Raw genomic sequence first — 4,683 nt, forward strand, 5'->3', positions numbered from 1 at the left:
CGGTTCGTAGTGAGGACTTCAGTCCGCATCAATCCGAGGACTAAAGTCCTTACTACAAACCAACACAATATCAATCTTTCATATTAAAGCGGTTCGTAGTGAGGACTTTAGTCCGCATCAATCCGAGGACTAAAGTCCTTACTACAAACCAACACAATATCAATCTTTCATATTAAAGCGGTTCGTAGTGAGGACTTCAGTCCGCATCAATCCGAGGACTAAAGTCCTTACTACAAACCAACACAATATCAATCTTTCATATTAAAGCGGTTCGTAGTGAGGACTTTAGTCCGCATCAATCCGAGGACTAAAGTCCTTACTACAAACCATCACAATATCAATCTTTCATATTAAAGCGGTTCGTAGTGAGGACTTTAGTCCGCATCAATCCGAGGACTAAAGTCCTTACTACAAACCATCACAGACAACACATATTCCCCTTGATTTGCCGACTCATTCGTCGAAACATCAAAAACAAAAACATCCGACTCCGCACAAACCTCAACTAAACTCGGAAGTTCCCCATTCTTGTTAAAACTCAGAATTTGATAAAGTCGATCGCCCTTCTTGACAAAACTCCCCAATTCCACCCGACATTGAATCATACCGCCCGCCGGAGCATAATATTTGTACACAGATTTTTTGTCTGTCAAAATTATGGGGTGCGCCGCCGTTTCCGGGAGGGGAAATCCTTCAATTTTCAACAAACCTTTACTGGCTAAGTAATTTTTTATCCCCCGCAAGCCTTTTGACACAGACTCGGGATTCATCTGCATTCCCGAACCTAATTCTAATGTCCAAGCTTCGACATCAAAGACGATCGCACTTCCCAACTCTGCTAAACTCTTCTCCAGCGCCAGCCAAGGCTTGAGAAACGCCTCATCAAAAGCATCGCCGTCATATTCGTCGAACAAAATTCCGCGATCGAGCAAAAAGGCCTTCGCGCTTTCCTCGCGGGAACTGAAACAGTAAATATAATCTACAGCTTGATTCGTCGAACTGTGCAAATCCAGCACGTAATCGGCATCCAAACACAAAGATTGCAGCTTGTATCGATAAATTTCGCTGTAGGGTCTGCAACTGGGAGCATTGATTTTTGCCAACTGTTTCGCAAAACTCAAAGCAATCTCTTTTCTGTAGTTAACTTTGATCGTATCAGCATCGCGATCGATCTGAGACTTCGCAAAAGCCTGAATATCTTCGCCTGCTTTTTCAAAGTCCCAAAAAATTCGGTTCCAATCTGCACCGTCATAATGATTGTAGCGGCCGGGCGAGAAATGGTGCGATCGCTGGCTGACACCGACAGGATTGCAAACCGGCACCAGCCAAATTTCCCCGATTAATCGATCGCTGTCCAAAGACATTAACAACTGAATTAACTGGTGAATTACAGCATTGCCGCTAATTTCGGCACCGTGGAGGTTAGACTGTATGTAAGCCTTTTTGCCGGGAACGGCACCTCGAAACTGATAAACTTGCAGCGAAAGCCGATCGCCCGAAGCAAGCTGCACCACAGGAATAGTTGAAATAACAGGAATCATACACAGAGTAATTGGGAGTTGGGCAAACAGGGAATTGGGCATCGGGCATCGGGCATTGGTAATTGTTACTAATGACTAATGACTAATGACTAATGACTTAATAGCCGATTTGCGAGCGTTGGCCTAAAATCAATACAGTTGTCCTCTGCTGCCTTGCTTTCGGCAAGATTTAAGCATACTTACCCTGCAACCTCATAATAATCCTTGTGCCTAACGCTTCCCAGAACCGCCAAGAGCTGGATCTGAAGACCATATTTCCATTCGAGCTAGATAACTTTCAGAGAGATGCGATCGCCGCCCTCGATGCAGGTAAATCCGTTGTCGTGTGTGCTCCCACGGGCTCAGGGAAAACTTTAATCGGCGAATACGCCATCCATCAAGCACTCTCAAGAGGGCGGCGCGTCTTCTACACCACTCCCCTCAAAGCTCTGTCCAACCAAAAGCTGCGGGACTTCCGCAATCAATTTGGAGACGAGATGGTAGGTTTGCTGACGGGCGACATCTCCTTCAATCGAGATGCGCCAATTTTGGTGATGACTACCGAAATATTTCGGAATATGCTCTATGGTACGCCCATTGGCGCTGTCGGTGCTTCCCTCACCGGAGTCGAAACCGTGGTGCTCGACGAGTGTCACTACATGAACGATCGCCAGCGCGGTACAGTCTGGGAAGAATCAATCATCTATTGTTCCAGCGAAATTCAACTCCTCGCCCTCTCAGCAACCGTTGCCAATAGCGACCAACTCACAGACTGGATTAACAAAGTCCACGGGCCCACAGAGCTTGTCTACTCAGACTTTCGGCCAGTGCCGCTACAATTCCACTTCGCCAATCAAAAAGGGATATTTCCCCTGCTAGACGAAACTGGGAAAAGAGCTAATCCGCGATTAGTCCCCAAAAAGAAGCAGCAAAAATCAGAAAGAGGTAGCATTCCGACTCCCACTTTGACCGATGTTTTGTCTCGGTTGGACGATCGCGATATGCTACCAGCAATTTACTTCATCTTCAGCCGTCGCGGGTGCGACCAAGCAGTAGCAGAAGTAGGCAATTTCTCCCTAGTTAACGAAGCCGAAACAGCCGAACTCAAACGCATTATTGACGATTTTTTACAGCGCAACCCAGAAGCAGAACGTTTCGGTCAAAAAGAAGCACTTTTAAAAGGCATCGCCGCCCACCACGCAGGCATTTTGCCCGCCTGGAAAGGTTTAGTAGAAGAACTTTTTGGCAGAGGTTTGATTAAAGTCGTATTTGCCACCGAAACCCTCGCAGCCGGGATCAATATGCCCGCCCGCACCACCGTCATTTCCACCCTGTCCAAACGCACCGACAAGGGACACCGACTGCTAAACGCTTCAGAATTCCTACAAATGGCCGGTCGGGCAGGTCGCCGGGGCATGGACGAGCTGGGGCACGTGGTCGCAGTTCAGACCCGCTTTGAAGGCGCAAAGGAAGCCTCCTATTTGGCAACAGCCAAGGCCGACCCCCTTGCCAGTCAGTTTACGCCCAGCTACGGCATGGTGCTGAATTTGCTGCAAACTCACACGCTTGATGAAGCTCAAGAGTTGGTAGAACGCAGTTTTGGTCAATACCTTTCTACCTTGTACTTGCAACCGCAGCAATCAGAATTAGATCGGTTGCTGGCAGAATTAGCGGTGCTCGAAGAGTCCCTAGCCGCCGGAGGTAATGTCTCTACCCTGGAAAAACAACTCGCCCATTACGAAAAATTGCAGGGAAGGCTCAAAGAAGACAAACGTTTGCTGAAAACTCTATTGCAGCAAGCAGAAGAAACGCGCATTAAGGAGATGTCCGTAGCTGTAGCTTTTGCAGTGCTAGGCACGGTTCTGAGTCTGAAGGGCAAACACGTCCCGACAGCCAAACGATCGCACACAACCCCAGTCCCCGCCGTACTGGTTGCCAAAATCCCAGGTTCCGGCCAAGCACCAAATTTGGTATGTTTGGGCAAAGACAACCGCTGGTATATCGTCGCCATTAGCGATGTTGCCACCCTCCACGCCCAACTGCCACGCTTGAGTGTCGCAGATGGCTTAAACCCGCCTCCCGAATTGACCCTGAGACTCGGCCAGTGTCGCTTGGGAAGTGAAGAAACTGTGGAAATTGCTCAATCGATCCCAGAATTGCCCGCACCGGAACCGAGCCCAGAGGCGATCGAGCAACAGCAGAAAATCGTCGCCCTAGAAGATAAACTAGAAATTCACCCAGTTCTCGAATGGGGCAATCCCGGTACTTTGCTCAAGCGCCAGCGCCGCCGCGAAGAATTGAAAAAAGAAATCCGCAAAGCCGAACAAGACTTAGAAAAGCAGCGAGCTCGTTACTGGGAGCAATTTCTCAACTTAATTGACATCTTGCTAAATTTCGGATGTTTGGAAAGAGTAATTTCCCCAGATGGGAACCGAGATGACTCCTCCGACAGGTTGGTACCCACAATCTTGGGTCAAGCTTGCGCCGCCATTCGCGGTGATAATGAACTGTGGCTGGGTTTGTCCCTGATGTCTGCCGAGTTTGACGAACTCGACCCCCACCACCTCGCTGCTGCTTGCGCGGCCTTGGTTACAGAAGTTTCTCGGCCTGACAGTTGGACTCATTACTCGCTGTCGCCGGAAGTTTTGGCGCCTTTGGACAACCTGCAAAAAGGGCTGCGCCGCCGGTTGTTTCAAGTACAGTACCGTCACGAAGCTGCGATCCCGATTTGGCTGGAACGGGATATAGTGACTTTGGTGGAACAGTGGGCTCTGGGCGTGGAATGGCTGGAACTGATTAGTCACACGAGTTTGGATGAAGGGGATGTGGTGCGGATTTTGCGCCGGACTTTGGATTTCTTGTCTCAGATTCCTCATGTTCCTCATGTTTCCGATTCTTTGCGGAAAAATGCTTGTCGGGCGATGCAGTTGATCGATCGATTCCCCGTAAATGAAGCTGCAACTCAGTAAGTAAGGTTTGTAGTGAGGACTTCAGTCCTTCCTAAATGCGGACTAAAGTCCTCACTACAAACAGTAAGTAAGGTTTGTAGTGAGGACTTCAGTCCTTCCTAAATGCGGACTAAAGTCCTCACTACAAACAGTAAGTAAGGTTTGTAGTGAGGACTTCAGTCCTTCCTAAATGCGGACTAAAGTCCTCACTACAA

General features: G+C 48.6%; 2 protein-coding genes. One reads left to right on the plus strand and one right to left on the minus strand.

All coding sequences use genetic code 11. The features are described 5' to 3' along the window. Positions 1–374: 374 nt before the first annotated feature. Positions 375–1,541 carry a succinylglutamate desuccinylase/aspartoacylase family protein gene (locus tag QZW82_RS06925; protein ID WP_293146628.1) on the minus strand — a complete coding sequence of 389 codons (1,167 nt, stop codon included), beginning with the start codon at positions 1,539–1,541 and terminating at the stop codon, positions 375–377. A gap of 206 nt (positions 1,542–1,747) precedes the next feature. Here QZW82_RS06925 and QZW82_RS06930 point away from each other — a divergent pair, with 206 nt between their 5' ends. Next, positions 1,748–4,489, plus strand: a complete 2,742-nt coding sequence (locus tag QZW82_RS06930; RefSeq protein WP_293146449.1) for a DEAD/DEAH box helicase — start codon at positions 1,748–1,750, stop codon at positions 4,487–4,489. The last annotated feature ends 194 nt before the right edge of the window (positions 4,490–4,683 follow it).

Origin of the sequence: Microcoleus sp. bin48.metabat.b7b8b9.023, from assembly GCF_013299185.1 — a bacterium.
Classification (GTDB): domain Bacteria; phylum Cyanobacteriota; class Cyanobacteriia; order Cyanobacteriales; family Microcoleaceae; genus Microcoleus.

Excerpts from the sequence above, each read along its gene's own strand:
- QZW82_RS06925 (WP_293146628.1), bottom strand. The coding sequence starts at position 1,541 with ATGATTCCTGTTATTTCAACTATTCCTGTGGTGCAGCTTGCTTCGGGC.